Origin of the sequence: Ensifer sp. SL37 (assembly GCF_026672675.1) — a bacterium.
Taxonomy (GTDB): Bacteria; Pseudomonadota; Alphaproteobacteria; order Rhizobiales; family Rhizobiaceae; genus Ensifer; species Ensifer adhaerens.
In genome coordinates this window covers 685,154-711,873 of record NZ_JAPPRN010000007.1, presented here as the reverse complement: position 1 = coordinate 711,873, position 26,720 = coordinate 685,154, and the positions used below count along the sequence as shown (strand labels likewise).

The 26,720-nt window shown below is 60.8% G+C and carries 29 protein-coding genes; 14 read left to right on the top strand and 15 right to left on the bottom strand.

Going from position 1 to position 26,720, the window contains the following annotated elements:
* Window positions 1-40 precede the first annotated feature (40 nt).
* From OVA00_RS35620 to kduI, 4 genes are all read right to left on the bottom strand, one after another.
* Window positions 41-1,177: a mandelate racemase/muconate lactonizing enzyme family protein gene (locus OVA00_RS35620; protein WP_250806200.1), complete on the bottom strand. Its 1,137-nt coding sequence runs from the start codon at window positions 1,175-1,177 to the stop codon at window positions 41-43.
* 20 nt (window positions 1,178-1,197) lie between these two features.
* On the bottom strand, window positions 1,198-2,109 hold the full coding sequence (kdgD, locus tag OVA00_RS35615; protein ID WP_089046333.1) for a 5-dehydro-4-deoxyglucarate dehydratase: 912 nt from the start codon (window positions 2,107-2,109) through the stop codon (window positions 1,198-1,200).
* A gap of 92 nt (window positions 2,110-2,201) precedes the next feature.
* Window positions 2,202-2,945, bottom strand: coding sequence for a 2-dehydro-3-deoxy-D-gluconate 5-dehydrogenase KduD (gene kduD / locus OVA00_RS35610; RefSeq protein WP_060644514.1), 744 nt, complete (start codon window positions 2,943-2,945; stop codon window positions 2,202-2,204).
* Complete coding sequence (gene kduI / locus OVA00_RS35605; protein WP_090302367.1) at window positions 2,942-3,766, bottom strand: 5-dehydro-4-deoxy-D-glucuronate isomerase; 825 nt, start codon at window positions 3,764-3,766, stop codon at window positions 2,942-2,944. Before kduI ends, kduD begins: the two co-directional genes overlap by 4 nt.
* A gap of 85 nt (window positions 3,767-3,851) precedes the next feature.
* On the opposite strand from kduI, the gene OVA00_RS35600 reads away from it, so the two are divergent.
* From OVA00_RS35600 to OVA00_RS35560, 9 genes are all read left to right on the top strand, one after another.
* Window positions 3,852-4,646 carry an NAD-dependent epimerase/dehydratase family protein gene (locus OVA00_RS35600; RefSeq protein ID WP_090302369.1) on the top strand — a complete coding sequence of 265 codons (795 nt, stop codon included), beginning with the start codon at window positions 3,852-3,854 and terminating at the stop codon, window positions 4,644-4,646.
* Window positions 4,647-4,648: 2 nt separating this feature from the next.
* Window positions 4,649-6,166: an aldehyde dehydrogenase (NADP(+)) gene (locus OVA00_RS35595; RefSeq protein ID WP_060610054.1), complete on the top strand. Its 1,518-nt coding sequence runs from the start codon at window positions 4,649-4,651 to the stop codon at window positions 6,164-6,166.
* 83 nt (window positions 6,167-6,249) lie between these two features.
* Window positions 6,250-6,987, top strand: a complete 738-nt coding sequence (locus tag OVA00_RS35590; RefSeq protein ID WP_060516792.1) for a FadR/GntR family transcriptional regulator — start codon at window positions 6,250-6,252, stop codon at window positions 6,985-6,987.
* A gap of 98 nt (window positions 6,988-7,085) precedes the next feature.
* A complete protein-coding gene (locus OVA00_RS35585; protein WP_442780590.1) occupies window positions 7,086-7,808 on the top strand; it encodes a FadR/GntR family transcriptional regulator in 723 nt (240 codons plus the stop codon).
* A 74-nt stretch (window positions 7,809-7,882) separates the two neighbouring features.
* Window positions 7,883-8,212: a cupin domain-containing protein gene (locus tag OVA00_RS35580; RefSeq protein ID WP_034801959.1), complete on the top strand. Its 330-nt coding sequence runs from the start codon at window positions 7,883-7,885 to the stop codon at window positions 8,210-8,212.
* A gap of 95 nt (window positions 8,213-8,307) precedes the next feature.
* Window positions 8,308-9,330, top strand: a complete 1,023-nt coding sequence (locus tag OVA00_RS35575; RefSeq protein ID WP_043619645.1) for an ABC transporter permease — start codon at window positions 8,308-8,310, stop codon at window positions 9,328-9,330.
* A complete protein-coding gene (locus OVA00_RS35570; RefSeq protein ID WP_034801886.1) occupies window positions 9,330-10,217 on the top strand; it encodes an ABC transporter permease in 888 nt (295 codons plus the stop codon). The genes OVA00_RS35575 and OVA00_RS35570 overlap by 1 nt, the downstream gene beginning before the upstream one ends.
* A 4-nt stretch (window positions 10,218-10,221) precedes the next feature.
* Complete coding sequence (locus OVA00_RS35565) at window positions 10,222-11,058, top strand: ABC transporter ATP-binding protein (RefSeq protein WP_034801888.1); 837 nt, start codon at window positions 10,222-10,224, stop codon at window positions 11,056-11,058.
* Window positions 11,058-11,819 carry an ABC transporter ATP-binding protein gene (locus tag OVA00_RS35560; protein ID WP_034801890.1) on the top strand — a complete coding sequence of 254 codons (762 nt, stop codon included), beginning with the start codon at window positions 11,058-11,060 and terminating at the stop codon, window positions 11,817-11,819. The genes OVA00_RS35565 and OVA00_RS35560 overlap by 1 nt, the downstream gene beginning before the upstream one ends.
* A gap of 459 nt (window positions 11,820-12,278) precedes the next feature.
* Here OVA00_RS35560 and OVA00_RS35555 read toward each other — a convergent pair whose 3' ends face one another.
* From OVA00_RS35555 to OVA00_RS35545, 3 genes are all read right to left on the bottom strand, one after another.
* A complete protein-coding gene (locus tag OVA00_RS35555; protein WP_060610049.1) occupies window positions 12,279-13,877 on the bottom strand; it encodes an ABC transporter substrate-binding protein in 1,599 nt (532 codons plus the stop codon).
* A 90-nt stretch (window positions 13,878-13,967) separates the two neighbouring features.
* Window positions 13,968-14,597 carry an SGNH/GDSL hydrolase family protein gene (locus OVA00_RS35550; protein WP_034801894.1) on the bottom strand — a complete coding sequence of 210 codons (630 nt, stop codon included), beginning with the start codon at window positions 14,595-14,597 and terminating at the stop codon, window positions 13,968-13,970.
* 17 nt (window positions 14,598-14,614) lie between these two features.
* Complete coding sequence (locus OVA00_RS35545) at window positions 14,615-15,763, bottom strand: mandelate racemase family protein (RefSeq protein ID WP_060516797.1); 1,149 nt, start codon at window positions 15,761-15,763, stop codon at window positions 14,615-14,617.
* A gap of 653 nt (window positions 15,764-16,416) precedes the next feature.
* On the opposite strand from OVA00_RS35545, the gene OVA00_RS35540 reads away from it, so the two are divergent.
* A complete protein-coding gene (locus OVA00_RS35540; protein WP_034801898.1) occupies window positions 16,417-16,641 on the top strand; it encodes a hypothetical protein in 225 nt (74 codons plus the stop codon).
* A 99-nt stretch (window positions 16,642-16,740) separates the two neighbouring features.
* Here the strand turns inward: OVA00_RS35540 and OVA00_RS35535 are convergent, their stop codons facing one another.
* Together OVA00_RS35535 and OVA00_RS35530 are read right to left on the bottom strand one after the other, a co-directional pair.
* Window positions 16,741-17,244 carry an SRPBCC family protein gene (locus OVA00_RS35535; RefSeq protein WP_089046265.1) on the bottom strand — a complete coding sequence of 168 codons (504 nt, stop codon included), beginning with the start codon at window positions 17,242-17,244 and terminating at the stop codon, window positions 16,741-16,743.
* A complete protein-coding gene (locus tag OVA00_RS35530; RefSeq protein ID WP_034801901.1) occupies window positions 17,237-17,584 on the bottom strand; it encodes an ArsR/SmtB family transcription factor in 348 nt (115 codons plus the stop codon). Before OVA00_RS35530 ends, OVA00_RS35535 begins: the two co-directional genes overlap by 8 nt.
* A 138-nt stretch (window positions 17,585-17,722) precedes the next feature.
* Between OVA00_RS35530 and OVA00_RS35525 the strand changes: the two genes are divergently transcribed.
* Both OVA00_RS35525 and OVA00_RS35520 read left to right on the top strand, forming a co-directional pair.
* Complete coding sequence (locus OVA00_RS35525) at window positions 17,723-18,508, top strand: L,D-transpeptidase (RefSeq protein WP_090302364.1); 786 nt, start codon at window positions 17,723-17,725, stop codon at window positions 18,506-18,508.
* A 37-nt stretch (window positions 18,509-18,545) separates the two neighbouring features.
* Window positions 18,546-18,734 (top strand): hypothetical protein, encoded by a 189-nt coding sequence (locus tag OVA00_RS35520; protein WP_060516808.1) that lies wholly within the window; start codon window positions 18,546-18,548, stop codon window positions 18,732-18,734.
* 72 nt (window positions 18,735-18,806) lie between these two features.
* On the opposite strand, the gene OVA00_RS35515 is transcribed toward OVA00_RS35520, so the two are convergent.
* Both OVA00_RS35515 and OVA00_RS35510 read right to left on the bottom strand, forming a co-directional pair.
* Complete coding sequence (locus tag OVA00_RS35515) at window positions 18,807-19,292, bottom strand: BA14K family protein (RefSeq protein WP_060585980.1); 486 nt, start codon at window positions 19,290-19,292, stop codon at window positions 18,807-18,809.
* A gap of 360 nt (window positions 19,293-19,652) precedes the next feature.
* Entirely contained in the window at window positions 19,653-20,564 is a 912-nt protein-coding gene (locus OVA00_RS35510; protein WP_112773309.1) for a LysR substrate-binding domain-containing protein, read from the bottom strand.
* A gap of 122 nt (window positions 20,565-20,686) precedes the next feature.
* Between OVA00_RS35510 and OVA00_RS35505 the strand changes: the two genes are divergently transcribed.
* Both OVA00_RS35505 and OVA00_RS35500 read left to right on the top strand, forming a co-directional pair.
* Window positions 20,687-21,940, top strand: coding sequence for an aromatic ring-hydroxylating oxygenase subunit alpha (locus tag OVA00_RS35505; RefSeq protein ID WP_060516815.1), 1,254 nt, complete (start codon window positions 20,687-20,689; stop codon window positions 21,938-21,940).
* A complete protein-coding gene (locus OVA00_RS35500) occupies window positions 21,930-23,015 on the top strand; it encodes a hybrid-cluster NAD(P)-dependent oxidoreductase (protein WP_268090745.1) in 1,086 nt (361 codons plus the stop codon). The genes OVA00_RS35505 and OVA00_RS35500 overlap by 11 nt, the downstream gene beginning before the upstream one ends.
* A gap of 44 nt (window positions 23,016-23,059) precedes the next feature.
* On the opposite strand, the gene gfa is transcribed toward OVA00_RS35500, so the two are convergent.
* From gfa to OVA00_RS35480, 4 genes are all read right to left on the bottom strand, one after another.
* Window positions 23,060-23,632: an S-(hydroxymethyl)glutathione synthase gene (gfa, locus tag OVA00_RS35495; protein ID WP_268090744.1), complete on the bottom strand. Its 573-nt coding sequence runs from the start codon at window positions 23,630-23,632 to the stop codon at window positions 23,060-23,062.
* Window positions 23,633-23,750: 118 nt separating this feature from the next.
* The gene (locus tag OVA00_RS35490) at window positions 23,751-24,878 is read right to left on the bottom strand and encodes an S-(hydroxymethyl)glutathione dehydrogenase/class III alcohol dehydrogenase (RefSeq protein ID WP_077961485.1); all 1,128 of its coding nucleotides are present in this window, start codon (window positions 24,876-24,878) and stop codon (window positions 23,751-23,753) included.
* A 91-nt stretch (window positions 24,879-24,969) separates the two neighbouring features.
* Window positions 24,970-25,911 carry an electron transfer flavoprotein subunit alpha/FixB family protein gene (locus OVA00_RS35485; protein WP_268090743.1) on the bottom strand — a complete coding sequence of 314 codons (942 nt, stop codon included), beginning with the start codon at window positions 25,909-25,911 and terminating at the stop codon, window positions 24,970-24,972.
* 22 nt (window positions 25,912-25,933) lie between these two features.
* Window positions 25,934-26,683, bottom strand: coding sequence for an electron transfer flavoprotein subunit beta/FixA family protein (locus OVA00_RS35480; RefSeq protein ID WP_064817059.1), 750 nt, complete (start codon window positions 26,681-26,683; stop codon window positions 25,934-25,936).
* Window positions 26,684-26,720: the final 37 nt, after the last annotated feature.

The following is a 26,720-nucleotide window of genomic DNA, read 5'->3' as shown; positions in this document are numbered from 1 at the left end:
TCGGACATGGCCCTGGTCGGCGCGCATGTCAACAACACTCTCATGTCTCGGGCATCTTGAACCTGGCGAGCGCGTCACGGTCGATCTCGATGCCAAGGCCGGGCGCATCGGGGATGGCAACGACACCGTCGACCGCCTCGATCGGCGCCTTCAGCACCGCCTGCCGGAACGGGTTTTCCGTCCGGTCGAACTCCAGGATCGGCTCGATCGGGTTGACCCGCACCGGATCCGGCGTCATCGCCGCCATGAACTGCAGCGCGGCAGCGATATGCACGCCCGTGCCCCAGACATGCGGCACGATGCGAACGCCGTGCAGCGTCGCAAGGCTCGTGATCTTCGCCATCTCGGAAAAGCCGCCGCAGCCGCAGAGATCCGGCTGCAGGATGTCGACGGCACGGCTTTCGATCGCCGGCCACATGCCATAGCGGCCATGCCAGGTCTCGCCGCCGGCAACCGGGATCGGTTGGCCGGCCCTGACCGCGCGATAGGCGGAAAGCTGTTCCGGCACGACCGGCTCCTCGAACCAGTCGATGTCGTAGTCGGCCGCCGCCTTGCCAAGCCGGATCGCCTCGGTGACGGTGTAGCCATGGTTGGCGTCAATCATCAGCCGCATCTCGTCGCCGATCGCCTCGCGCACGGCACGAATGACACGCAGGTCTTCCTCGATGCCGAAGCCGATCTTGATCTTGCAGGCATGGAAGCCTTGCGCCCGGCGCTCGGCCATCTCCAGCGCATTGTCGGAGACCCGGTCGACGCCATCGCGCTTGAAGCTGCCGGTCGCATAGGCGCGCACGCTCTCGCGCCAGCGCCCGCCAAGCAGCATGGAAACTGAGGCACGATAGTGTTTGCCCTTGATATCCCAGAGCGCGATATCGATGCCGGAAAGGGCGGTGACCGCAAGCCCGCGCTGCCCCTGATCGCGCAGCGCGTTGTAGAGGATCGCCCAGAGCTTTTCCGTCTGGCGCGGGTCCTGGCCGATCAGCCAGGTCGTGTACGCCGCAACCACCGCCGCATTCGGCCGCGCCGGGCCGAGGCACTCGCCCCAGCCGATCGTGCCGTCGTCGCACTCGATCTCGACCAGCACATGGGCCCGACGGTCAAAACGCATGGAGGCGCTTTCGAACGGCACGGCCAGCCGATGTTCGAGAAGGTGGGTGCGGACGGCGACGATCTTCATGGGCTATCCTCGCAAAACACTCATTTCTGACGCTTGTTCGCACCGATGAGCGCGTCGAGCATGGCGACTTCCTCCTCGGTCAAGTCTTTCAGCGGCGCACGCACCGGACCGGCATCAAAACCCTGTAGCCGCACGCCGGCCTTGATCGCCGACACCGCATAGCCCTTGGCGCGGTTGCGGATGGCCATGAACGGATAGAAGAAGTCGTTGAGGATGCGCTCGCAGGTGGCGCGCTCGCCGGCGCGAAGGGCGGCATAGAACTCATTGGCAAGGCCCGGCACGAAGTTGAAGACGGCCGAGGAATAGGTGGTGAAGCCGGCACCGAGATAGGCCTCGGCAAACAGTTCCGCCGTCGGCATGCCGCCGAGATACATCAGCCGGTCGCCCATCTTGGCGGTGACCTGGCGCACCAGCCCGATGTCGCCGGTGCCATCCTTGAAGCCGATCAGGTTCGGGCATTCGTCGCACAGCCGGGCGAGCGTGTCGGCCTGCAGCACCGCGTTGTCGCGGTTATAGACCATGACGCCGATGCCGACCGACTGGCAGATCGTCTTCACATGGGCATAAAGCCCTTCCTGCGGCGCATCGATCAGATAGTGCGGCAGAAGCAGGATGCCGTCGGCACCGACGCGCTCGACCGAACGGGCGATGTCGACCGCCATCTCCGTGCCATAGCCGCAGCCCGATACGATCGCCGTGTCGCCGGAAACGTCCTTGGCCGCCCTGACGATGCCGGGGATCTCGTCCGGCTTCAGCGAAAAGAACTCGCCGGTGCCACCGGCCGCAAACAGAACCGGGGCCTTGTAGCCGGCCAGCCACTCGACATGCGCCCGATAGCTGTCCGGCGCAAACCGACCCTCCGCATCGAAATGCGTCACCGGGAACGAAAGCAGGCCCGATCCAAGCGCGGCCTTGATCTGCTCAGGGTTCATAACGTTGATTTCCTCTATGGTTGATAGCCCCAGATAATCGGGATATCACACCAATGTCAATAGTCATCATACAACTCATCATACAAGTTATTTTAGCGCGCCAGCCAACCGCCATCGACATTCAACACCGCACCATGGATGTAGTTCGCAGCCGCCGAAGACAGAAACACGGTCGCACCCGCAATGTCTTCGGAGCGCCCCCAGCGGCCCGCCGGAATCCGCTCGAGTATTGCCTTGCTACGTTCAGGATCTGCCCTTAGAGCCTCGGTGTTGTTGGTCTCGATATAGCCGGGCGCAACCGCATTGACGTTGATGCCTTTTGACGCCCATTCGTTGGCGAGAAGCTTCGTGACGCCCACAACGCCATGCTTGGCGGCGGTGTAGGACGGTACGCGAATTCCGCCCTGGAAGGAAAGCAGCGACGCGATGTTGACCACCTTGCCGGACATGCCCTTCGCAAGCAGCTCCTTGGCAAAAGCCTGGGTCGTGAAGAACAGTGCCTTGAGGTTCACATCCATGACTGCATCCCAATCAGCTTCGGAAAAATCAACCGCGTCAGCGCGACGGATGATTCCGGCGTTGTTGACGAGAATGTCGAATTCCGCACCGGCAAATACTCCGGTTGCCGCCATCGGATTGGCGAAATCAAGCGCCAGTGCAGTCGCCCTTCCCCCGGCCTTGTCGATGAGCGCAAGGGTCTCGTCGGGCGCCCTGCGCGCGGCGCAGACAACCTCAGCGCCCGCCTGAGCCAGGCCAACTGCGATCGCTTGGCCAAGACCAGTATTCGCCCCTGTGACGAGAGCCTTATGTCCTTCAAGAGAAAAGAGATTTTTCATCGCAGATCCGCCGGTTGAATGAAATCCATATCCGTGTAATCGACGTTGTCGCCGGCCATCGCCCAGATGAAGGTATAAGAGCCGATGCCCGCGCCCGAGTGGATCGACCATGGCGGCGAGATCGCGCCTTCCTCGTTGGCGATAAACAGATGCCTCGTCTGCTGTGGCTCACCCATCAGATGGAGCACGCGAGATTTTTCGTCCATACCGAAATAGAGATAGGCCTCCATGCGGCGATCATGCACGTGGGAGGGGATCGTGTTCCAAACGGAGCCGTCTTCGAGCGTTGTGTAGCCGAGCACGAGCTGGCAGCTTTCCATCACGAGCGGGTGGATGAACTGATTGATGGTCCGCTTGTTGGAGGTTTCCATCGCGCCAAGCTTGACCTCCTTGCTTTCACCGAGTGTCACAAGCCGCGCCGGCAGGCTGCGGTGCGCCGGGCAGGAGACGATGTAGAAACGTCCGCGTCCGGCAAACGTCACCGCACCAGAACCGGCCCCGAGATAGAGCACATCGCCGCGGTTGAGCGCGTATATCTCATCACCGGCTGTCACCGTACCGGCCTCACCGATGTTCACGACACCCATTTCGCGCCGGTCAAGGAAGGACGGCGTCTTCGTTTCATCGACCCGATCGAGCGTCAGCGCAGCACCGTTAGGAACGGCACCTCCCATAACGAAGCGATCGTAGTGCGTGTAGACCAGCCGGATCTCACCGGGCCGGAACATATCCTGCGCCAGGAAATGCTTACGCAGGCCTTCTGTATCGAGCGCTCGCGCATAGTCCGGATTAACGGCCTGCCTTGTTTCGACGGTCAGCATTCGGTCCTCCTTTGAGGTATTGCGAACAAGAGATAATACATGTAAGTCCGTATTGTATGATAACGTGTTCAAGGTCAAGACCCGAATGAAACGCCTCCTGATCACGGGCGCGGCTGGCGCGCTTGGCCGCGCCTTGCGACCGCGACTGGCGTTGCTTGCCGAAACAATCCGTCTTGGCGACATCGCACCGGCTGATGTCACCGGCCCCAACGAGGAATGGATGCACTGCGATCTCGCCGAACCATGGGCCGTCGACGCGATGGTGGCGGGCTGCGACGGTATCGTGCATCTGGGCGGGATCTCCGTCGAACGCCCGTTCGACGAGGTTGTCACCGGCAACATCGTCGGCCTCTACAATCTCTACGAGGCCGCCCGCGCCCATGGCTTGCCCCGCATCATCTTTGCAAGTTCAAACCACACGATCGGCTACTATCCGCAGACTGATCGACTTGGGCCCGATGCACCGTTTCGCCCCGACGGGCTCTATGGTGTGTCCAAATGCTTCGGTGAATCGCTCGCCCGCCTGTACTTCGACAAGTTCGGACAGGAGACAGCACTGGTGCGCATCGGCTCCTGTACAACTGAGCCGATGGACCATCGGATGCTGTCGACCTGGTTTTCTCATGGCGATTTCGCATCGCTGATCGAAGCCGCTTTCCGCTCCCCAGTGCTTGGTTGCCCGGTCATTTGGGGCGTTTCAGCAAACGACAGCTGCTGGTGGGACAATTCGCATCTGGCTTGGCTCGGCTGGAGGGCGAAAGACAACGCCGAGGCCTGGCGCGAGAAAATCCAAACGAACGCCGCGAAACCAACCCCCGACAAATCAATGGCGCGCTTTCAAGGCGGTGCCTTTACCGACAATCCTATCTTCAAGGAGTGACAATGACCTTCACCCCTCACGGCAAACACCTGGTTGCGGGCTTGTGGATCGCGACCGAGCAGACATTCAGCAGCGAACCGGCCCATGGTGCCGCGTTTGACTTTTCCGTCGGCACGCCGGATCTGGTCGACAGGGCCGCGAAATCGGCCGAGGATGCCTTCTGGTCCTATGGCCATTCAAGCCGGAAAGAGCGCGCGGCCTTTCTAGAAACCATTGCCGATGAGATAGAAAGCCGCGGGGCGGCCATTACCGAGATCGGCAGTGCAGAAACCGGTCTGCCGCCCGCCCGGCTAGAAGGAGAACGTGGACGCACCACCGGCCAGCTCCGACTTTTTGCAGCCCATCTCGGAAAGGGCGACTATCTCGACAGACGCCACGATGAAGCGCTGCCGGACAGAAAGCCCCTGCCGCGCCCCGATATCCGACTGCTTCAGCGACCTGTCGGTCCGGTTGCGGTGTTCGGTGCCTCCAATTTTCCGCTGGCTTTCTCGACAATGGGCGGCGATACCGCGTCGGCTCTTGCCGCCGGGTGCCCGGTCATCGTGAAGGGCCATTCAGCCCATCCTGGGACGAGCGAAGTGGTTGCCGAGGCTGCCCACGCAGCGATCAGGAAGCAAGGGCTTCACCCCGGCGTATTCTCACTCATCCAGGGCGGTCGCCGGGACGTCGGCACTGGCCTCGTTACACATCCCCTCATCAAGGCCGTCGGCTTTACCGGCTCGCTTGCGGGTGGCCGCGCGCTTTTCGACCTATGTGCGAAGCGCCCGGAACCAATCCCCTTCTTCGGCGAACTGGGTTCGGTCAACCCGATGTTCATCCTGCCCGAAGCCGGCAAGGTCCGCTGCGAGGAAATCGCCAAGGGTTGGGCAAGCTCGTTGACGATGGGCGCCGGACAATTCTGCACCAATCCAGGCATTGCCGTGATCGCAGCAGGCGAGGCGCCAGCGTTTGCGGAAAGCGTGCGTGCGGCGCTTTCGCAGATCGGCGCACAAGTGATGTTGACGGATGGAATTGCCAAAGCGTATCGCGATGGGCGCAATCGCATTGCCTCAGGCCGCGGCGTTCGCGACGTCTTCACATCCAGCTGCGATCGGCGCAACGTCACACCCAATCTCTTCCTCGTCTCTGCACGGGACTGGCTCGCCAACCATACGCTTTCAGAAGAAGTCTTCGGCCCGCTCGGCCTCATCGTCACGGCCGAAAGCATTGAAGAACTGGTCGTCGTCGCCCAGAGTTTCGATGGCCAGCTGACTGCAACTCTTCATCTCAACGACGGAGACACCGATCTTGCACGCCAACTTATGCCGATCCTGGAGCGCAAGGCCGGCCGTCTTCTCGTGAACGGATTTCCCACGGGCGTGGAAGTCTGCGACGCCATGGTTCATGGCGGGCCCTATCCGGCCTCTACGAATTTCGGCGCGACCTCGGTCGGAACTATGGCGATCCGCAGGTTTCTGAGGCCCGTATCCTATCAGAATGTACCTGACGGGCTTTTGCCTGCTGATTTGCTATCGGATTGAGGAGCGATTGCCTCGTCCGCCATCTTTGGCGTATCCAGAGATGAAGCGGCAGGTGCCGCCACATTCTGGAACCGGGCAACCACATGACGATAGCGACTGCTTCCGATACGAACGCCCCGCAGCCCAGGACCCTGGTGGCAAAGGTTACCGACGTTCTGCGCTCCCATATCGCCGAGGGCCGCTACCGGCCCGGCGACCGCCTGCCATCAGAGGCGCAACTGACCAAGGAATTTAACGTCAGCCGCACTGTCGTAAGAGAAGCGATTGCAGCACTGCGTTCCGACGGATTGGTCGAGGCACGACATGGCGTCGGCGTTTTCGTGCTGGAGCCTGCCCCGGCCGCAAGAAATTCGTTTCACAACGTCGATCTCGCCCGCGTCTCATCATTGATCGAGATGCTGGAAATCAGAACGGCAGTCGAAGGCGATGCGGCCGGGTTGGCCGCACTTCGCCGCTCCCCGGGACAGGAAGGCAAAATTATCGAAGCGTTCGAAGCATTTCGCATCCGCGCCGAAAGTGGTGAGCCGACCGCCGAAACCGATTTTGCTTTTCATCTCGCTATTGCCGAAGCGACGAACAATCCAAGGTTTGCCGAGTTTCTCCATGTGCTCGGGCCGGCTGTCATCCCGCGCCGTGCGGTCGCCCGCGAGGGAGAGGAAGCCGCCCTTCCCTCCGTCGAGATGCGCCGGCTTCTCGATGAACACGAGGCGATACTCGACGCGGTCCAAAGCGGGGATGAGGAACAGGCTCGCGCAGCCATGCGCGATCACCTGAAGAACAGCCAGACACGATATCGCTCCATGCTGCGAACCTTGCGCTAGCACTGGTTGAGAGAGCCGGACTTGCATTCGAACAGATTACGACTAACATGCCAGACAGGTTTGAGCATGTTGGGACGAAAATGGAAGCCGTAAACACTATGGAGCGTGGCACGTCGCTTGCGGCAAAAATCAGCGCCGCGCTGCGTCGCGATCTGGCGGAAGGCGTGTTTCGCCCCGGCGACCGGCTTCCGAGCGAAAGCGCTCTGACGCGCGAGTATTCCGTCAGCCGTACAGTCGTAAGGGAAGCGATTGCCATCCTTCGCGCCGACGGGCTGGTCGAAGCGCGCAAGGGCGCCGGCATATTTGCCCTTGAGACAAAGCCGGAAAAGGAGCAGCCTTTCAAGGATTTGAAGACCGAGCGGATTTCGTCGGTCATAGAGCTTCTTGAACTTCGGACGGTTTTCGAGGTGGAATCGGCAGGGCTGGCGGCCGCGCGCCGTTCACCCGCCCAGATCGAAACCATCCTTGAGGCCCATCATCGTGTTGGCGAGTGCCTGGCAACTGGCAATCCTACGCGCGATGCAGATTTCGAGCTTCACCTGGCGATTGCGGAAGCCACGCAAAACCGGCGTTTTCCGGAGTTTCTCCAACTGATCCGTACTGGCATCATTCCGCGCGGCGAGTTGCAGGGATCTGCGCCGGGGTCGCGCCCGAAGGACTACAACCTCCATCTTCAGGAAGAGCATGGCCAGATCGTTGAGGCAATCATCGAAGGCAATGCTGAAGCGGCGCGCGAGCGCATGCGCGCCCACTTGCGGGGAAGCCTTGATCGGTACAACGCGCTCTTGCGTTCCCGCACCATGAGCCCCGACGCAATTTAATAGACGCGCAGAGTTGTCATACAGGCAAAAGGACATGTATGATGATGTTGTCATACATCATCTATGAGGTCCGCATGTCTCTTCCTACTTTCCCCACGATTTCGACCGATACCGGCGTCACCCGCCAGGTGCTTTCAGATTCGCCTGAGCTCATGGTCGTCTCCTTTCGCTTCGAAAACGGTGCAAAAGGCAAGCTCCACCGCCACCCGCACGTGCAATCGACCTATGTGGCGCGCGGCAAATTCCGCTTCTTTCGCAATGGCCAGACCTATGAATTGAAGGCTGGCGACAGCCTCGTAATCCCCGGAAACACGGAACATGGCTGCGAATGCCTGGAGGCAGGAGAGCTCATCGACTGCTTCACGCCCCGTAGAGATGACTTCCTCTCCGTCAGCTCTGCTTGACACTCGACATAACCTGTGACAGGTTCAGTGAAAGTTGTCATACAGGATTGGAGCCTGTAACGCCTCACCGCAGGCGACTGACAAATGGAGGAACCATGTCAATTCGTCGCCTACGCTTCCACGGCGTGGCCGGGCAGGTCGGGACCATTGCGGTCACGTTGCTCGGCCTTCTGCTCCTGACGTTCTTCATCGGCCGCCTTATGCCTGCCGATCCGGTCCGCGCGATCGTCGGGGAGGACGCAACCCGCGAGACCTACGAACAGGTCTATCGTTCGCTCGGGCTTGATCGACCTCTTTGGGAACAATTCGCCTACTATCTTGGAGACGTTTTCACCGGCAACTTCGGAACCTCCATCCGCACGGGCCAGCCGGTCATTCAGGATATCCTGCACGTGATGCCGGCAACGATCGAGCTTGCGACCTTCGCAATCCTCATCGGAGCCGGCCTCGGCGTTCCGCTCGGAGTGCTTGCTGCCGTCAACAAGGACCGCTGGCCCGACCATGTCGTGCGCGTCTTCAGCCTGTTCGGGCACTCCATGCCGATCTTCTGGACCGGCATGATCGCACTTATCGTCTTTTATGCTTATCTCGGCCTCGTCGGCGGCAGCGGACGCATGGACCAGTTCTATATTGGCCTTGTCGAGGAGCGGACCGGATTCCTGCTGATCGATAGCCTGATCGCCGGCGAAATGGATGTGTTTTGGTCGGCCGTCAACCACATCATCCTGCCGGCGTCGCTGCTTGGCTACTCCTCTTCCGCCTATATCACGCGCATGACCCGCAGCTTCATGCTGGATCAGCTCGGTCAGGAATATGTCACGACGGCGCGCGTCAAAGGCCTTTCTCGCAGCCAGACGATCTGGCAGCACGCCTTCATCAACATTCGGGTGCAACTGGTCACCATCATTGCGCTTGCCTATGGCTCGCTGCTCGAAGGCGCCGTGCTGATCGAGACGGTCTTCGCGTGGCCGGGCTTTGGCCAATATCTCACCAATAACCTCATTACCGGCGACATGAACGCCGTCATGACCTGCGTCCTGATCGTCGGGATCATCTTTATCGCCCTCAATCTTCTGTCCGACGTTCTCTATCGCATCTTCGACCCGAGGACACGCTGATGACCACCCAAGCTGAAACTGCGTTCCGCTTGCCGGCTCCGCTTTACGCACTCAAGAACATCGTGCGCTTCCTGTTGAAGAGCCCAACCTCGACCTTCGGTCTTGCGGTCCTGGTGCTGCTCGTCCTTGTCGCAACCTTCGCGCCGCTGATTGCCACCCATGACCCCTATGCCCAGAACCTCGCAAACACGCTGCAGGCGCCTGGAAATGGACATCTGTTCGGCACCGACGAGCTTGGTCGTGACATCTTCAGCCGCCTGGTCTGGGGCTCGCGTATCACGCTTACGATTATCTTCCTCGTCTCGATTGTCGTTGGCCCAATCGGGCTCGTCATCGGCACGACTGCCGGCTATCTCGGCGGGAAGGTCGATACCGTGATGATGCGGATCACGGACATCTTTCTCTCCTTCCCGAGCCTCATTCTTTCGCTCGCCTTCGTTGCAGCGCTGGGTCCAAGCCTGAACAACGCCATTATCGCGATTGCGCTGACCTCTTGGCCACCGATCGCACGCCTCGCGCGCGCAGAGGCAATGACCTTTCGCAAGGCGGACTACATCTCGGCAGCCAGGCTCCAGGGCGCATCGGCCACACGCATCATCGTCAAGTCGATCATGCCCATGTGCCTGCCCTCGGTGCTCATTCGCCTGACACTGAACATGGCGACCGTTATCCTGACGGCTGCCGGTCTCGGTTTTCTGGGGCTCGGCGCCCAACCTCCGCTGCCGGAATGGGGCGCGATGATTGCGACAGGCCGCAAGTACATGCTGGACAGCTGGTGGCTCGTCACCTTCCCGGGTGTCGCCATTCTTTCGGTCAGTCTCGCTTTCAACCTTCTCGGCGACGGGCTGCGCGATGCGCTCGATCCGAAGCAGATGAACCGGAGGTAGACCGATGAGCCAAGACATTCTTCAGGTCGAAAACCTCCGCATCCGCTATGGCGGCGCAGCGACCGATGCCGTGCGCGGCGTGTCCTTCACCCTCGGCCGCGAACGCCTTGGCATTGTTGGCGAGTCCGGTTCCGGCAAATCGACGGTCGGACGGGCCTTGCTGCGACTTCTGCCGGGCGCCACGATTACCGCCGACACGCTGCGCTTTGCCGAGCTTGATCTGACAGCCCTTTCGGAAAAGGAACTGCTCAAGGTTCGCGGCCGGCGCATGTCCATGATCCTTCAGGATCCGAAATTTTCTTTGAACCCTATTCGCCGGGTCGGTGACCAGGTGGCGGAAACCTATCTGCGGCATTTCAATTGCACCAAGGCGGAGGCGCGTGAAAAGGCGCTCGCCATGCTGTCGGCAGTCAAGATCCGCGACCCGGAGCGCGTTTATGACCAGTATCCGCACGAGATATCCGGCGGCATGGGGCAGCGCGTGATGATTGCCATGATGCTGCTTGCTGATCCCGAGCTCGTCATCGCCGACGAACCGACCTCCGCACTCGACGTCACGGTGCGACTTCAGGTGTTGAACATTCTCGATGGGCTGGTGCGGGATCGCGGCATCGGGCTCATCATGATCAGTCACGACTTGAACCTTGTACGCAATTTCTGCGATCGCGTACTCATCATGTATGCCGGCCGTATCGTTGAAACGCTGGCCGCCCGCGATCTCGACAAGGCCCAACATCCCTACACGCGTGGCCTGCTGGCAGCTCAGCCGCGGATCGGCGGCCCACGCGCACCGCTCCGCGTGCTCGATCGCCGTCCCGAATGGCTGGAGGAGAAAGCCTGATGTCCGTCTCTATCGAAGTTCGCGATGTCTCTATCACCTTCGGTAGCGGTCCCACCGCGGTCAAGGTGTTGCCAACCGTCACCTTCTCCGTGGCGCCGGGCGAATGCTTCGGCCTCGTCGGCGAAAGCGGATCAGGCAAGTCCACGGTCCTGCGTTGCATCTCTATGCTGACCGACATCTGGACCGGCGACGTACTGATCGGCGGCAGGTCGGTGCGTGACATGCCGCTGATTGAGCGTTGCCGCACGCTGCAGATGGTCTTCCAGGATCCCTACGGTTCGCTGCATCCACGCCAATCGGTTCGCACGGTGCTGAACGAGCCTCTCGTCATCCACAAGCTCGGCGACCGGGAGGAGCGTATACGCAAGGCAATCACGGATGTGGGGCTGCCGGTCTCCTTTCTCGATCGCTTCCCCCACCAGCTCTCGGGCGGCCAGCGCCAGCGTGTTGCGATCGCGCGGGCGCTGATCCTCGAACCTTCCCTGCTGCTCCTCGACGAGCCGACGTCGGCGCTCGATGTTTCGGTGCAGGCGGAAATCCTGAACCTGCTTCAGCGTCTGCGTGAGGAGCGCGGCTTCACCTACATCATGGTGACGCACGATCTGGCCGTCGTGGACCATATGTGCGACCGTTTCGCGGTCATGTTGCGCGGAGAAATCACCGAAGTGCTGCCGCGCGAGGCGATCCCCGGCAACCAGGCAACCCACGCCTACGCGCGTGAGCTAATCGGCGCCTCGCTGGAGTACGAAGGCTCGCACTGAGCAAGCCGCATCTCCTCCCAAAAGAAGACTCCTCCTCCCCAACTCGCCCGGTCCTGTGCCGGGCTTTTCCTTGCCTGATGGCCCCGGTTGAGGACTATCGGGTGTCTGAGCTTGCCAATGATCCCGGGTGCACGCCTGCGACCTTTTTCGGCGAGTGCAGCCCGGGCATGTGAACCCGGCCGCGGCACGCTTGCCAATCGCTGCCCCTCCCCAGACGTACCGGTGATGAAGGTCTTCGCGAGGCGAGGGGAATGGGTAGGCAACCACGCAAACCGGCACAGATGAGGAATACTTCGGCTTCAAGCGAGAGGAAACCGAACAGCGGCAGCCACGGGGTGACGTTGCCGATTTCGTTCGGCAACGCGTTGGCGCCCGGCCGACGGCACTTTTCAATGCAAAAAGAAGGCGCATGGTCACATGCGCCTTCTTTCCTTCATTTCATTAAATTCCTGGAGCCGATCACCGCTCCTTGGTGACACCTTCGAAGCGCGAGAGCCAGGGGCTGACGATCATCCCTTTCACGTCGCTGCGGTACGCGGCCGTGTCGACCACTTCCGAGAAGGGTTGGATCGACATGACGACCTCGTCCATGTACTGCTGCACGCCCTCGTAGAGCTTGGCCTGCTTGGCCTGGTCGCGCTCAACCAGGGCCTCTTCGATCATCTTGTTCAGCTTCTCGTCATAGAAGCTGGTGCGCCAGCTCTGATAGTTGGTGAGCTTGGCATCGTCCGAATTGTCGGGATTGTAGGCGATAGAGCGTAAATTGTTGTCGGGGTGCGGCTGCTGGCCACCGCCGCCGCGGCCGAGAAGCAGTTCAAAGTTCCGTTCACGCATCGCGCCGTAGATCTGGTCGCCCGAACCGCTGATGAGCTCCGCCTGGATGCCAGCCTGGGCAAGCGTGTTCTGGATGGCCGTCGCAGCCTTCATGAAAGGATCTTCAGACAGCACACGCAACGTCGTCTTAAAGCCGTCCGGGTAGCCTGCCTCGGCAAGCAGCGCCTTTGCCTTGGCCACATCCAGTTTGTAGCCTTCGTCCGGCAGCGCGCCGAGGACGCCTGTCGACAAGGGCCGCTGATGCAGCTTGCCGTAGTAGGGCATGACAGCCTTGTCGAGACCCTCGTAATCGATCAGGTAGCGCAGTGCTTCACGCACTTTCTTGTTGGCGAAGCGCTCATCCTTCATCGAGACGCTGAGGTAGTAAAAACCCGAGCCTGGTGTCGATGCGATGGCGATCGCCTCATCGGCCTCGAGCGACTTCAGGTCCGGCGCCTGCAAGGAATAGGCAACGTCAATGTCGCCTTTTTCCAGAAGCAGCCGCTGCGACTGCGATTCCGGCAGATGGCGCATCAGCACCCGCTTCATTGCGGCCTTTTCACCCCAGTAGTCGTCGTTGCGCGTGAGGATGATGTACTCGTTCGATTTCCACTGCGTGAGCGTGAATGGGCCGGAACCGGCGGAGTTCAGGGTCAGCCAGGCGGCGCCAAGATCGCCGTCCTTCTCGTTTTCGAGAACCGTCTTGCTGTCGAAGATGGAGCCAGGTCCGTTCTGCGCAAGGATCATCAGCAGCAGGTTCGGGTCGTCGGGTTTCGGAAGATTGATAACGAAGGTGTGGTCGTCTTCGGCGACGAAGGCTTTGTCGGCTTCTTCGAGCGTGAAGCCCCTTGTTTTCAGGAAAGAAGACTGCGCGAGATTACGCGCAAGCAGGCGCTTCAGGCTCCAGGCAACATCCTGAGCCGTGACGGGATTGCCCGACGCAAATTTCGCATCGCTACGCAGGTGAAAACGAATTGAATTGCGATCGGCGGAGACCTCCCAGCGCTCGGCAAGGCGTGGCTGGACACTGCGGTCCTTCGGCGAAAGGATGACCAGCGTATCGTAGATGTTGTTGAGGACCTGTACGGTCTCGCGGCCAGTGATGGCAGCGGGATCGAGCGTCAGGATGTTGCTCATTGTCGTTGCGACGACGAGTTGATCTTCCGGAGTTTCGGCGAACACGCCGTGTGGCGTTGAAGCGATGAGAAGCGCGCCGAACGCGACCGTTGCTAGAAAGCGTTTCATGTTTCCTCCTATTGCGGCCGCCCATGCGGGAGTTCGGCCTTCCGGTTACAAGTTCTGCCCCACCTGTTCCTCCACAGGCACCAGGACAGATCAGCCAAGAATTTCGGCAACGGGTGCTGCGAGCGCCCGGCCAATCGCCGCCGTGGCAGCGGCTTCCAGATGGACCCCATCGACCCGCGAGGCGTGTGCGACAGAGCCGGCATCAAAGAAGGCGTGTCCAAGTTCATCTGCGAGCTTGCGGTAGAGCGGAGAAAGCCGCTCTGATTCAGCAATGCTGCGTCCCGCCGCTGGCACCCCGCCCGGACCGGCGCAACAGGGTGGAGGGGCGACGATCAGCATTTTTGGCCTCGCACCACTTGGCTTGTAGGGAAAAGTGTCGATGATTTGCGCCAACCGGCGCACGCCGGAGACCGCTCCCTCCGCCCGCCCGCCATGCACGGGCTTGATGTCATTTGTACCGAGCATCACGATGATGAGGTCGAGCGGCATGTGGCTTGCGAGCGCCACTTGCAGCGCCTTGGCCCCATTGCGGCACGCCGGTCCACCATGGTCGTCATAGCAGGTTGTGCGGCCACCAAGTCCTTCGGGAATGACCTTTGCCGCACCGTTGAGTTCACGCGAGAGCACCTCGGGCCAGCGGCCTTCAGGCGGATGGCGTAGCCCGGTCTGCGGATCCGCTCCCCACGTCAGGCTGTCTCCAAAAGCGAGAATGGTTTTCATGAAAGATACCCCGCTTCTCACCGCACGCGGTTGTTCTCGATGAACTCGAAGTTGATATCCTCGCCGAGCCCCGGCCGAGCTGGGACATGGACATAGCCCTCGCGATCCATTGGATCGGACAATGACTTTAGGTAGTCGTGCCCGTCGTCGTATTCGAGGAACGGGTGAAGCAGCCCGCGTTCGTACCAGCGGCAATTCTTCGTCGCCGCGACGACATGCAAGTTCATCGCCGTATTGCCGTGTACCTCGCACTCCATCCCGAAGGCCTCGGCAAGATGCATCGTTTTTAATGCCGGCGTGATGCCGCCCACGTCATTCACCCCGGTCCGCAAGATGTCGCAGGCGCCCGCCTTGATCCATTCGGCACGGTGCCAATGCTTGCCGCCAGCGCTTTCCGGACCAACGACGGGGATATCGAGATTGTCGGCCAGCCACTTGTAGGAAGACAGCGACTGCTCATCCATCGGCTCTTCGATCCAATCGAAGCCGAGCTTTTCCAGTCCCCGCCCCAACTCGAGCGCATCCGTGCGCGAGTACCAATGAAAGGCGTCGATCATCAGGCGGATATTCGGTCCGACGGCTTCGCGCACGGCCGCACAGGCCTTGATGTCCATTTTCACATCCGGCGCCCAGCTGACAGGCGGCATCCAGGTGTGCAACTTGATGCCCTTATAGCCGCGCTTGACGAGAGCTTCGGCAAAGCGACCATAGTCTTCAGGTGTTGCGAGCCCCCCTTCCAGTTCGTCGCCGCACATGATGGAACCGTAGGCCAACACCTTATCGCGATAGCCGCCCACCAACTTGTATACAGGTTGCTTCAAACTCCGCCCGGCGAGGTCCCAAAGGGCGCAGTCGACCACCGCGAGCGTGCGATCCGTCAACTGCGCGGCCGATCCGCGTTGCCAGTGGGCAAGGTCCTGCCAAAGCCGCTCGCGATCTCGGTGGTCCTGGCCAATCAGGACTTTCTTGACGAATTTGTCGATGACATGCGACCGCACGATTTCCGGCGCCGTGAAGGAATGCCCCTCATGGCCGTCCTCCGTGCGAACAGTCAGCATAGCTTGCTCTACCTGGTGCGGCGGGCCTGGATGCGCGTGACCGGCGCTGTCCGAATGGCGGCGCGTGGTCGTGCGGAAAACCCGCACTTCGACGTCAGTGATGATCATTGGTCCTCCGGCATGTGAAAGGCGCGGCTTGGCCACACCAACTTGTCTAGCGCTAGATTAGACAGATATCAGTCAACCTGTCAAACCTGTATGACATGTTTTTAGAATATACCTGATAAGAACCCGGACGCCTTGTGATTTCGCATAGATCGGGACGCAAGCCATGATGCGAGCGGAGCGACAACTTCGTGCTCCAGCAGGGCGAGCGACCGGCCAACGTGTGAGATCAACATTGCGTGCCGAACGAGGGGAACATGCGCAAAAGCAACGGAAACGACCGTCCACTCGCGGGCTGGGTAGGTTTCCAGTCAGCCCCCGAGGATCCAGACGTGAAATTGCCCTCGATTGGAAATCGCGCTGGCTTGTAGCAACACTCGACAAACCCGTCCTGATCCGGGTTTCTTCACGGTTACGCACCGCTGAGCAGGGCTTCTGGTAGAAATCGAAGGCTGTGTCATCGGCAGCGCCACAGTGGGGGACCCCATTCCTTCACGACACGCTTTGGAAGCTCAAATGCGGCGGCGAGACTGCCCTATCCTTTTTGACTGCGGCCGCTACCAACGAAGGGCTATCGAAACCACTCCCCGTCCGCACGATGTAGGTCTGATCCTTCGCATACCTTCGCGATCACCTCAGCGGACAGCCTTGCAAAGATGACCTTGAACGAAGCAGATCCTCGCCGAAAATACGCTGTCCGCTATCCGGACGGACTGACATCACAAGAAGCAATCGCCCTGCTCGAGCAGGCATGCGCCGACGTCGCCCCGAACCTAACACTGAGCGAAATGAGTGACGGAGCCACGGTCGAGGGCGAGCCTTGGCACGTTCTGTCGGTCTGCTTGGCGCTGCCGCTGTTCGAGTTGACTGAGATACTCTAGCCGCCCTCGCCAGCTATGCGCCTGTGCCCAGCCCCCCAACGGCCGTGAAGTCCGCGTCAAAGGACCAGACGTCTACCGGGGAGCGTTTCCCGATCTGTGCTACTCGCCGGTGCTGGAAAGCAATTCGTCGAGCTGATCCAACTGCTCGGGCAATGCGGCCGCCCCGCTCTGCAGTGCTTCCTCAAGCGCTTCCTTGGACGGATAGACTTCGTGGAAAGTCAGCGACGTTCTGCCGCCCTCGTCCTTAAAGGTCACGGTCGTGATTGCGCCCTCTTCGCCCTCATCGTTGGTCCAGACTATGCGCTCGTTCGGCACCACCTCAAGATACTTGCCATAAAAGGCCATGGTGTCCGAACCGGCGGCGCCGAATTCCAGCCGATACCTGCCGCCCGTACGCACGTCCATCTGGCACGATACGAGCGAAACGCCAGGTGCCGATTTTGGCACCCACCAGCGCTGGAACAGCTCGGGCTGGCTCCACGCCCTGTAAACCATGCTCGGCGGCGCATTGAAGGTCCGCGTTACGACGAGTTCGCGGTCCCCTTTGCGCTCGACTGACGTGCGGTTCTGCGCGCCAGCGGCTTTGTTGACTTGCTCATTCATCGCTTACCTCCCGTTTCAGTTCGCTGATGATCTCGTCCAGTGCTGCGAAGCGGGCCTCGAAGAGTTTGCGATGCGCCTCGATCCACTCGGCCTCCGCCTCAAGGCCACGTTTCCCAAGCTTGCAGGTTCTCACCCGTCCGACCTTCTGCGTGACGACGAGCCCCGCCCGTTCGAGAACCTGGATGTGCTTCTTCATGCCGGTCAGTGTCATCTGGAACTTGTCCGCCAGACTGGTGATCGACGCGTCCCCTTGCCCAAGTAGATCGATGATCCCGCGACGGGTCGCATCGGACAGCGCCGCGAACGAGAGATCGAGAGGGGCATTATAATACTGAACCATGTAGTTCAGTATTTAACTTGCTTCCGAAGGAAACGCAAGCGGCGCGGCGGGGGACGCTTTCACTTCTTTTTAACCACGAATCGTGAAACTGCGCCGATCCGGAGGCATGATGCCGACGTTCGTCTAGGGTAAAAGTGCATGCGTAACCCGCAAGATCAGAAGCTCACTTCCGGCGCGACCAATTCGGAACCCGGCTACCTCGTCACCCGCCGTGCCCTGCTTTCGAACCTCGGCGTCATGACCCTGCTTGGTGCCTCCGGCTGCTCGCAGTCCCTCGAACTCCCATCGCTCGAGCCGTCCAGTCGGATGTCGACTGCGGGCGTTGACTATATGTCGACCGGGGCAATCCCACCGATCAGTGTCGACAGCAACATCACCGACAACAGCACGATGTATGCCTCGCTGACCGACAATGGCTTCGTCATCCCGGCAATCCCATTCCAGAAAGTCAAACCGGAATTCCGTCGTCAGATCGTTCGCGACCCTACCGGCGAGGCGCCGGGCACGATCGTGGTGAGGCTTAGCGAGCGGCATCTATATTGGGTGCAGGAAGGTGGCGAAGCGGTCCGCTACGGTGTCGGCATCGGCAAGGCCGGCTTCGAGTGGAGCGGGCGGGCAGAGATCCAGTATACGAAGGTGTGGCCGACCTGGACGCCGCCCAAAGAGATGATTGCGCGCAAGCCGGAGCTGGTGAAATGGACGGGCGGCCAGCCGGGTGGCCTCGACAACCCGCTCGGAGCTCGGGCACACTATATCTTCAAAGACGGCCAAGACACCGGCTATCGCGTGCATGGCTCACCGGAGTGGTGGACCATCGGCACACAGGCATCTTCCGGTTGCGTACGCATGATCAACCAGGACGTTGTCGATCTCTACAACCGGGTCAAGGCGTCGCCGACCAAAGTCCCGATTGTCGTCGCATAAGAGGGCGCTTCGTGCCCATTTCTAACGGTCACGCGGGATGCCAAACACCCGGGCCGATGCGGATGCGGATAAAGCCGCCGCCACCGCGGCCGAAATCGAGCGGCAAGGTGAAAGCCAGCAATTGACGGCCCGAGCAGCCGTGGAGACGGGGCAAGAAGTAGAGCCCCTCCTAGCAGGCGGCATGATCCCCCAAATTCTGGGCCGCCACTTCAAGAAACGCGGCTGAAGCAGCGACCACCACGGTGTCGGAGAGTATCGAAGCGACCCGACGCATTCTCGCAACCGGGCGCCTCGCTGGTCAGTAGTACGGCGACACACATTCCTGGCGCGGCCCATAATAGGGTTGGAAGGAGTTGTCGTAGGCACGGTATGAACGATAGCGGTCATAGCACCATTCGACATGCGACGACGGCGCGTTGGAATAGACCCGCCGAGGCGGTGAGGCGATCGCGCCACCGATGATCACTCCTGTCCCGAATGCGGCCAGGGGATACCACCATCCATCACTGTGACGACGGTACCCGTCGCGGCGGTACCGGTAACCCTCATAGCCATTGTAGTAGCCGTAGCGTGGAGCCGCATTGTAACGGTTGCCGCCGTAACGGTAGACGTCGTAGCCGCGCTTGTGCGGCGGTCCGCCGTAATGACCTGGCTTATGATGGATCAAATCGACCGGCTGGGAAGTCGTCTGCCCAGCGGAAACAGAGAACATCGGCGCCGCCTGCGCCGACACCGCCGATAGCGCCGTACCGGCGGCCAAGAGTACTGCACCTATTTTCTTCATAATTTCCCACCTACAGCGTCAAAGTGATCGGTATTCGACCCCTAACGGGCCAAACGGGCTCGGCACCATGCAGGTGCCACCGATCATCAACAGATCGAATCCCTTCGACGAACTTAGTCAACGCGAGAGGTTCTGCCATAGGACCTCAGTCCGATGGCAGCCGGCAAAGGTCTTATGTGCTCGGCAAGCGCAGCGGTTCGCACCAAAAGAAGAAGGCGCATGTTTTATTCCGGAGCGGCCTCGGCCCGCCGTCGAGGAGCATTTAGCGATCAGCAGACGGCCGTCGCTCAGTGTCTAAAAAAGAAGAGTGGCGGAAGGCGCTAAATTGGCCCCCCGCGACCGCAAGTTACGGACGATTTCTCATTCAGCAATTGCAGAGACCTCGCGCAGCCACTCGATGAACAGCCGTCCGCTTTCCTTTTTCGGCCTTCTCGCCGGCACCACGACAAAATATGCCGCCCTGGTGCGAATGGAGGCTTCGGTAAGGCGGACCAAACGAGTTTGCCGAATAAGGTCGGAGACAAGGCGGTTCCAACCGAGCGCAATGCCTTGCCCGTTCATCGCCGCATAAATGGCTTCCGTATAGAAGCTGCATCGCAGGCCGCGGGCGCGTTTCGGCGCCTTTACGGAAAATGCTGCAAGCCATTCATCCCAGCCCGTCCATGTCGGGTCATCAATATCGCTCGTAATCAGCGGATGATTGATGAGGTCTCCCGGCGTGCGGATCGGATCCACGGTGGCCAGATAATCTGCACTGCAAATCGGGAAAACCTCGTCCTCGAACAAGAACTCCGCCTGGCCGTCCGGCCAGGTGCCGGTCCCGTAGCGGATCGCCAGGTCCACATCGCTAGCCTCGATGCTCGTTCGGGCATCTTGTGTGATGATGCGAAGCTTGATTTCGGGATAGGCTCGAGAAAAGGCAGCGATCCTTGGCAGCAGCCAGAAATGTGAAAAGGAGATGGTCGCTGCAATTGCCAGCTCGTCATCTGCTCCCTCCGACCGAAGATCCGCAACGGTGTCGGCAATAAGATTGAACGCGTCGCCGGCCGCTGCGGAAAGCAGCCGGCCTTTATCAGTCAGTTCGATCTTGCGATGAAGCCGCCGAAACAAGGGGAACCCAAAGTCCTCTTCGAGCAAATGGATCTGTCTGCTTATAGCCGCCTGCGTCACGCCGAGTTCCGTCGCGGCCCGTGTGAAGCTCGACAATCGAGCCGCTGCCTCAAAGGCCGTCAGCGCGGTGAGCGGCGGTAGTTTCTTCCTCAGGTTGACCATCTTGGATCCATTACATTTGGTAATGTGAAACGCGCATATTTGTGCCGTTGAGCGACTGCCGCGCCTGAGCGATCCTCTTTGTGGAGCCCGTCGAGCTTCCGATCGGAACATAAGGTGGAATTATGCTGCAGACATTTGCTTCTCCCATATCATCGCTGCTTGATGCAAGAGCGGAGGGCCATTCGCTTCCCGCCGGTCTCTACACGCGAGAGGATGTCTTCGAGGCGGATCTGGAGGTCTTTTTCCGCCGGCACTGGATCTGCATTGGGCTTGAATGCGATGTACCGGAGCCGGGCGATGCAACCGTCGTCGATATTGGCAAGACCAGCCTCATCCTCCTGCGCGACGATGACGGCGGGATCCGCGTCATGCACAATGTCTGCCGCCACCGAGGCGCCCGACTGCTCGATCCAGGCAAGACGATCGTTTCGAAGCTTGTCTGTCCCTACCACACCTGGACCTATGAGCTTTCCGGTGAACTGAGCTATGCGCCCCATATGGGCAAGAGCTTCGACAAGGAATGCCGCAGCCTCAAGCCCGTGATCTTCAAGTCGGTTGGCGGCCTTGTTTATGTCTGCCTTTCGAACGATCCGCCCGAAGATATTGAGCGTCTCGTCGGGGTCATGGCAGAACGACTTGCTCCCTACGATATCGCCAACGCCAAGGTCGCGTATGAATCCGATGTCATCGAACAAGGCAACTGGAAGCTCACGATCGAGAACAACCGTGAATGCTACCACTGTTCCGCCAACCATCCCGAGCTCTGCGTCTCCTTCGTCGACCTCGATTTCGGCTTCGATCCGGACGCTTTGAGCCCGGAAGATCGCGCCCAGGCGGAGGAGCATTTTTCGCTCTATGAGGAGCGCACCAGGCGGTGGGAGGCAGATGGCTACCCCTCCGCGGCGGTCGAGCAACTGGTGGACTGCACCACCAACTTTCGGACGCAACGGCTGATCATTTCGGGGGCGGGCGAATCCCAGACGCCCGACGCGACCGCTGCCTCGGCAAAGCTGCTCGGCACGATGTCGCGCAAGGATCTCGGCGACATGCATCTCTGGGGTCACAACAGCTGGAACCACTTCATGGGCGACCACGCCGTCGTTTCGGTTGTCATCCCGCTCTCGGCCGACAAGACGCTCGTTCGGACGAAATGGCTTGTGCACAAGGATGCCGTCGAGGGGGTCGACTACGAACTCGAAAAACTCACCAACGTCTGGATCGCCACAACCGAGCAGGACGCCGAACTGGTCGCCCGCTCCCATGCCGGCGTCGAAGATCCCGCTTACGTGCCGGGTCCCTACTCGCCCTTCTCCGAAACAAACCTCGACAAATTCGCGTCGTGGTACATCGACCGGATGCGCGCCCATGGATACTAAGAGCAACTTTTCTCCCGCCGGGCGTCTCGAGCCGAGCCATATCTGGAGCCGCGACGCGGACGAGGACCTGGTCTGCATCGATGTCCATCAGGAAACACACGACGTGAAGACCTTTACCTTTGCGTCCACCGAAGGCAAACGTTTTGCCTTCGAAGCCGGTCAGTATTTCCTGTTCGACCTCGATATCGAGGGCGAGCCGGAAAGCCGCTGCTACAGCATCTCGTCCTCGCCGAAGCGCAGCAATGCGTTCTCGGTGACCGTCAAGCGCGTCGCCGACGGCAAGATCTCGAACTGGCTTCACGATCGGCTCACGGTCAACGCCAAGGTCAAGGCGAACGGTCCTCTCGGCCAGTTCATTCGCCCGAACGGTCGGAAGTACCTTTTTCTGTCGGGAGGGTCGGGGATCACACCGGTCATGGCGATGGTTCGCGAATTGGCCGATACATGCGAGCCTGTCGACGTCGTCTTCATGCACGCGGCGCGAACCCCGAAGGACCTCATCTTCCGCGACGAACTCGCGTCACTCGCCAACCGGATGAAGGGCCTGCGCTTGCAGTTTCTGCCGGAAGTCGTTACCGGCGAAACCAACTGGCATGGCCTGACGGGACGCATATCGGCTGCTTACTTGCAGCTTGCTGTTCCCGATATCGCCGAACGCATTGTCATGTGCTGCGGCCCTGCGCCGTTCATGGCGGCAGCGCGCACGATCGCTGCCGAACTCGGCGTTCCGCAATCCAACTACATCGAGGAGAGCTTCGATGCGGCCGTGATCGACACCCCGGATATTCCTATCGTCGATCAGCCGGCGACCCGAACGTTCCAGGTCGAGTTCTCCAAACAGGGCCGCAAGATCGAAATCGGGGGCGAGCAGACCGTGCTCTCCTGCGCAAAGAAAGCGGGCGTAAAACTCGCCTCATCGTGTTCGAACGGCGTCTGCGGCACGTGCAAGTCCAAGCTCGTATCGGGTTCGGTCGAGATGAACCACAATGGCGGAATAAGGCAACGAGAGATCGATGCTGGGCTTTTCCTTCCTTGCTGTTCGAAGCCGCTCAGTGATCTCGTCGTCGATCGCTAGGCTTGGCCTAGCGATCGACATAGCGGACAGTCAGGGTCTGACTATTAGGCAGCAAGCGCGCCGCTCTTCTTGGCCGCCCAGGTGGCGAGAACGTCCATCAGGACTGGGTTGAGACAGTCATAGGGTTCGAGGCCCAGTTCGCGCAGCCGCGCGCGCATGCTGTCCATTCCGGCCGGGTCATAGCCGCTCTCGATGATCGACGAGACGAAGGCGGCAAAACCCGGTTTTGCCCAGCCTGCCTCCTGGAAGCGCTCAGGATGAACGAAGGAAAGCCCCTTGAACGCGTGGTCACGCTCGACCGGGCCGTACATGTGTACGCCGCAATCCTTGCACGCATGGCGCTGGATCAGCGCCGCCGGGTCCACGACCGCAAGCTTGTTGCCGTTTTCCAGCACCTCGACGTTGGCCGTCGGTGCGACGGCAACGACCGAAAACACCGCACCTTCGGGTTTCCAGCACTTTGTGCAGCCGCAAGCATGGTTGTGGGCGATATCACCCTTGACGCGCACTTTCACGGGATTGCTCGCGCAGTTGCAGACCAGCGTGCCGCCGGAAAAGGCAGCGTCCGTCGCCTTGAACCCGCTGTCGAGGGATGGATGGATCGCAATGCTTGGCATGGGCTTCTCCTCCTTCTGGCCGGCGCACAATGCCCGGCTGCTTGTTGGCGCCGCCGGCTAGATCACGCTGCGGCGCAAAAAGTGCATTTGCAGTCTGGAAACGGTCCTCAACCCGCGCTCAGTATAACACCACGCTGCGGATGCTCTCGCCCGAATGCATCAGTTCGAAACCCTTGTTGATGTCTTCGAGCGGCATCGTATGGGTGATCATCGGGTCGATCTCGATCTTGCCTTCCATGTACCAGTCGACGATCTTCGGCACGTCGGTGCGGCCGCGCGCGCCGCCAAAGGCGGTGCCCATCCAGCTGCGGCCGGTGACGAGCTGGAACGGCCGGGTGGAGATCTCCTGGCCGGCGCCGGCAACGCCGATGACCACCGACTTGCCCCAGCCGCGATGCGAGGCCTCGAGCGCCTGGCGCATGACCTTGGTGTTGCCGGTGCAGTCGAAGGTGTAGTCGGCGCCGCCGATCTGGTCGGCTCCGCGCTTGGTCATGTTGACGAGGTAAGGCACGATGTCGTCGCCGACCTCCTTCGGGTTGACGAAGTGGGTCATGCCGAAGCGTTCGCCCCAGGCCTTCTTGTCGTTGTTGAGGTCGACGCCGATGATCATGTCGGCACCGGCAAGGCGCAGGCCCTGGATGACGTTGAGGCCGATGCCGCCGAGACCGAAGACGATCGCAGTCGCACCCATTTCCACCTGTGCCGTGTTGATGACGGCGCCGATGCCGGTCGTCACGCCGCAGCCGATGTAGCAGATCTTGTCGAAGGGGGCGTCCGGGTTGACCTTGGCAACCGCGATCTCCGGCAGCACCGTGTAGTTGGCGAAGGTCGAGCAGCCCATGTAGTGGTGGATCTTGTCCTTGCCGATCGAGAAGCGCGAGGTGCCGTCGGGCATCAGGCCTTGGCCTTGTGTCGAGCGGATCGCGGTGCACAGATTGGTCTTGCGCGACAGACACGACGGGCAGGAGCGGCACTCGGGCGTGTAGAGCGGAATGACATGATCGCCCTTCTTCACCGAGGTCACGCCCGGGCCGACGTCGACGACGATGCCGGCGCCTTCATGGCCGAGGATCGCCGGGAACAGGCCTTCCGGATCGGCGCCGGACAGGGTGAAATCGTCGGTGTGGCAGATGCCTGTGGCCTTGACCTCGATCAGCACTTCGCCGGCCCGCGGGCCTTCGAGCTGAACCGTCATGACCTCGAGCGGCTTGCCTGCCTGAACGGCAACGGCGGCGCGTACATCCACTGTGGTATCCTTTTCGTTGATGCTTCAATCGCGTGGAAGGGCCAACCGAACCACGGTCAGCCCACCTGGGTTCGGTCGCTTAAAAACGGACCTACGAAGCCTTCTGCAACTCCGGCAGAGCGTCGAAGAGATCGGCAACCAGTCCGTAGTCGGCGACCTGGAAGATCGGCGCCTCTTCGTCCTTGTTGATGGCGACGATGACCTTCGAGTCCTTCATACCGGCGAGGTGCTGGATGGCACCGGAAATGCCGCAGGCGATGTAGAGATCGGGCGCAACGACCTTGCCGGTCTGGCCGACCTGCCAGTCGTTCGGGGCATAACCGGCGTCGACCGCAGCGCGCGAAGCGCCGACGGCAGCGCCGAGCTTGTCGGCAACCGGCAGGATCACTTGCCTGAACTTTTCCGACGAGCCGAGCGCGCGGCCACCGGAGATGATGATCTTGGCAGACGTCAGCTCCGGGCGGTCGGACGACGACAGCGCGTCGGCGACGAAGGAGGAAACGCCAGGGTTGGCGGCAGCCGAGACGGTCTCGATCGCCGCCGAACCGCCTTCAGCGGCAGAGGCGAAGGAGGCGGTGCGCACGGTGATGACGCGCTTGGCTTCGGTCGTCTGGACCGTCTGGATGGCGTTGCCGGCATAGATCGGACGCTTGAAGGTATCGGCCGAGACGACCTCGATGATTTCGGACACCTGGGAAACGTCGAGCAGCGCTGCAACGCGCGGCATCACGTTCTTGCCGACCGAGGTGGCGGCGCTCACGATCGTGTCGTAGCTGCCAGCGAGCGAGACGATCAGGGCAGCGAGCGGCTCGGCAAGGTTGTTGGCAAGCGAGGCGTCGTCGGCAACGAGCACCTTGGAAACGCCTGCAAGCTTGGACGCCTGTTCGGCAGCCTGCTTCGCGCCGGCGCCGGCAACGAGAACATGCACATCGGCTCCAGTCCCACTGGCGATTTTCGAGGCCGCGCTCAGCGCCTTGGCGGTCTGGTCGGAAAGGTGGTTGCTGTCGTGGTCAGCCAGAAGAAGAATGGCCATGATAAAATCTCCCTTCCTTAAATCAGAGCACGCCGGCTTCGACTTTAAGCTTTTCGACGAGCTCGGCGACCGACTTGACCTTGATGCCGGCCTTGCGGCCCGACGGCTCCTCGGTCTTCAGCACCTTGAGGCGGGCAGCGGTGTCGACGCCGAAGTCGGCCGGCGACTTCTTGTCGAGCGGCTTCTTCTTCGCCTTCATGATGTTCGGCAGTGAGGCGTAGCGCGGCTCGTTCAAACGCAGGTCGGTGGTGACGACGGCCGGCAGCTTGATGTCGATGGTCTGCAGACCGCCGTCGACTTCGCGCGTCACGGTCGCCTTGCCGTCGCCGATCTCGACCTTGGAGGCAAAGGTCCCTTGCGCCCAGCCGAGGAGAGCGGACAGCATCTGGCCGGTCTGGTTCGAATCGTCGTCGATCGCCTGCTTGCCGACGATAATCAGGCCCGGCTGTTCAGCCTCGGCCACACCCTTGACGATCTTGGCGACAGCGAGCGGCTCGACCTGGTCTTCGGTCTCAACCAGGATGGCGCGGTCGGCACCCATGGCGAGCGCCGTGCGCAGCGTCTCCTCGGCCTTGGCCGGACCGACGGATACGACGACGACTTCCTCGGCCTTGCCGGCTTCCTTCAGCCTGAGCGCCTCTTCGACCGAGATTTCGTCGAAGGGGTTCATCGACATCTTCACGTTCGCAAGTTCGACGCCCGAACCGTCTGCCTTCACGCGGATCTTGACGTTGTAGTCAACGACCCGTTTCACCGTCACAAGTATTTTCATGGCAAACCTTTCTCCCGCGCTCGGTCTCGGCCGAACG

What these genes read in the sequence shown, in the direction of transcription:
- OVA00_RS35620 (WP_250806200.1), bottom strand. Translation starts at nt 1,177, where the DNA reads ATGAAGATCGTCGCCGTCCGCACCCACCTTCTCGAACATCGGCTGGCC.
- kdgD (WP_089046333.1), bottom strand. Translation starts at nt 2,109, where the DNA reads ATGAACCCTGAGCAGATCAAGGCCGCGCTTGGATCGGGCCTGCTTTCG.
- kduD (WP_060644514.1), bottom strand. Translation starts at nt 2,945, where the DNA reads ATGAAAAATCTCTTTTCTCTTGAAGGACATAAGGCTCTCGTCACAGGG.
- kduI (WP_090302367.1), bottom strand. Translation starts at nt 3,766, where the DNA reads ATGCTGACCGTCGAAACAAGGCAGGCCGTTAATCCGGACTATGCGCGA.
- OVA00_RS35600 (WP_090302369.1), top strand. Translation starts at nt 3,852, where the DNA reads ATGAAACGCCTCCTGATCACGGGCGCGGCTGGCGCGCTTGGCCGCGCC.
- OVA00_RS35595 (WP_060610054.1), top strand. Translation starts at nt 4,649, where the DNA reads ATGACCTTCACCCCTCACGGCAAACACCTGGTTGCGGGCTTGTGGATC.
- OVA00_RS35590 (WP_060516792.1), top strand. Translation starts at nt 6,250, where the DNA reads ATGACGATAGCGACTGCTTCCGATACGAACGCCCCGCAGCCCAGGACC.
- OVA00_RS35585 (WP_442780590.1), top strand. Translation starts at nt 7,086, where the DNA reads ATGGAGCGTGGCACGTCGCTTGCGGCAAAAATCAGCGCCGCGCTGCGT.
- OVA00_RS35580 (WP_034801959.1), top strand. Translation starts at nt 7,883, where the DNA reads ATGTCTCTTCCTACTTTCCCCACGATTTCGACCGATACCGGCGTCACC.
- OVA00_RS35575 (WP_043619645.1), top strand. Translation starts at nt 8,308, where the DNA reads ATGTCAATTCGTCGCCTACGCTTCCACGGCGTGGCCGGGCAGGTCGGG.
- OVA00_RS35570 (WP_034801886.1), top strand. Translation starts at nt 9,330, where the DNA reads ATGACCACCCAAGCTGAAACTGCGTTCCGCTTGCCGGCTCCGCTTTAC.
- OVA00_RS35565 (WP_034801888.1), top strand. Translation starts at nt 10,222, where the DNA reads ATGAGCCAAGACATTCTTCAGGTCGAAAACCTCCGCATCCGCTATGGC.
- OVA00_RS35560 (WP_034801890.1), top strand. Translation starts at nt 11,058, where the DNA reads ATGTCCGTCTCTATCGAAGTTCGCGATGTCTCTATCACCTTCGGTAGC.
- OVA00_RS35555 (WP_060610049.1), bottom strand. Translation starts at nt 13,877, where the DNA reads ATGAAACGCTTTCTAGCAACGGTCGCGTTCGGCGCGCTTCTCATCGCT.
- OVA00_RS35550 (WP_034801894.1), bottom strand. Translation starts at nt 14,597, where the DNA reads ATGAAAACCATTCTCGCTTTTGGAGACAGCCTGACGTGGGGAGCGGAT.
- OVA00_RS35545 (WP_060516797.1), bottom strand. Translation starts at nt 15,763, where the DNA reads ATGATCATCACTGACGTCGAAGTGCGGGTTTTCCGCACGACCACGCGC.
- OVA00_RS35540 (WP_034801898.1), top strand. Translation starts at nt 16,417, where the DNA reads ATGACCTTGAACGAAGCAGATCCTCGCCGAAAATACGCTGTCCGCTAT.
- OVA00_RS35535 (WP_089046265.1), bottom strand. Translation starts at nt 17,244, where the DNA reads ATGAATGAGCAAGTCAACAAAGCCGCTGGCGCGCAGAACCGCACGTCA.
- OVA00_RS35530 (WP_034801901.1), bottom strand. Translation starts at nt 17,584, where the DNA reads ATGGTTCAGTATTATAATGCCCCTCTCGATCTCTCGTTCGCGGCGCTG.
- OVA00_RS35525 (WP_090302364.1), top strand. Translation starts at nt 17,723, where the DNA reads ATGCGTAACCCGCAAGATCAGAAGCTCACTTCCGGCGCGACCAATTCG.
- OVA00_RS35520 (WP_060516808.1), top strand. Translation starts at nt 18,546, where the DNA reads ATGCCAAACACCCGGGCCGATGCGGATGCGGATAAAGCCGCCGCCACC.
- OVA00_RS35515 (WP_060585980.1), bottom strand. Translation starts at nt 19,292, where the DNA reads ATGAAGAAAATAGGTGCAGTACTCTTGGCCGCCGGTACGGCGCTATCG.
- OVA00_RS35510 (WP_112773309.1), bottom strand. Translation starts at nt 20,564, where the DNA reads ATGGTCAACCTGAGGAAGAAACTACCGCCGCTCACCGCGCTGACGGCC.
- OVA00_RS35505 (WP_060516815.1), top strand. Translation starts at nt 20,687, where the DNA reads ATGCTGCAGACATTTGCTTCTCCCATATCATCGCTGCTTGATGCAAGA.
- OVA00_RS35500 (WP_268090745.1), top strand. Translation starts at nt 21,930, where the DNA reads ATGGATACTAAGAGCAACTTTTCTCCCGCCGGGCGTCTCGAGCCGAGC.
- gfa (WP_268090744.1), bottom strand. Translation starts at nt 23,632, where the DNA reads ATGCCAAGCATTGCGATCCATCCATCCCTCGACAGCGGGTTCAAGGCG.
- OVA00_RS35485 (WP_268090743.1), bottom strand. Translation starts at nt 25,911, where the DNA reads ATGGCCATTCTTCTTCTGGCTGACCACGACAGCAACCACCTTTCCGAC.
- OVA00_RS35480 (WP_064817059.1), bottom strand. Translation starts at nt 26,683, where the DNA reads ATGAAAATACTTGTGACGGTGAAACGGGTCGTTGACTACAACGTCAAG.